The organism is Vibrio sp. 2033 (assembly GCF_033339735.1).
Genome location: NZ_JAWOVC010000238.1, coordinates 1 through 808, shown reverse-complemented (window position 1 = coordinate 808; position 808 = coordinate 1). Strand labels below are relative to the sequence as shown.

Sequence of the window (808 nt, the reverse complement as noted above, 5' to 3'; positions counted from 1 at the left end):
GTTTCAAGCAAACACAGCAGCAATTGATCGTGCCCAAGCAGAAATGAAATCGCTACCAGACGTCGATATGGAAAAAGTTGAGCAAGTTCGTAACGCGCTAGCACGCGGCGAATTGAGCCTAGATACAAAAGCGCTATCTAAGGCAATTATGCAATTCCATACTGGTCACGAGTAAAAGCACAGCATTAGGAATACACCATGGCAAGCGCGGCATCGCAGCGAATTCAGTATTTTGTTCGTTCAATTTCTGAAGACATCAAACTGTATCAGCAATTATTGACCCTACTTCAACAACAAAAGGCGTTGTATTTGAAGTTTGATGGTGAAGCACTGAACACCAACGTTCAACAACAAACACCAATACTCAATAAGCTGAGCCGCTCTTCTAATGAAAGAAGCCAATGCATGCGTGAGCTGGGGTTACCGTGTAATGACTCCAGCGTAACAAGAATTTTCAACGCTTTGCCTGCCAAGATTGGTGCGCAAGCGAGAAAACAGTGGACGTTATTGGAGACACTCATCAAGCAGTGCCAACAATACAACCAGAGCAATGGCCAAAGCTCTGCTGCGTTCCATGAGTTAGTCAGTCAACTCAAACAACCTGTGCAACACACTTATGAAGATAAATCGTTTTAAACGATGGTCGTCTTGCCTACAGATTCAGCCGCCATCTCGGCTGGATACTGTAGGCCTTTTTATTTCTGCCTGTTTGTTGTTCAGTACTTCTTTTCTTTGCCAGGCAAAACCCAATACTACTGATATAGAGCAGCAGTATCAGGTTCTCGCGCCTTACAAATTACAAATCGAC

Annotated in this window: 2 protein-coding genes; both read left to right on the top strand. The window is 44.1% G+C overall.

Annotated elements, in window-relative coordinates; all coding sequences use genetic code 11:
- Positions 1 to 175: flagellar biosynthesis anti-sigma factor FlgM (gene flgM, locus R7P74_RS25820; protein ID WP_318123495.1), on the top strand; the 175-nt coding region annotated here is incomplete at its 5' end.
- 23 nt (positions 176 to 198) lie between these two features.
- Entirely contained in the window at positions 199 to 636 is a 438-nt protein-coding gene (flgN, locus tag R7P74_RS25815) for a flagellar export chaperone FlgN (RefSeq protein WP_005463929.1), read from the top strand.
- Positions 637 to 808: the final 172 nt, after the last annotated feature.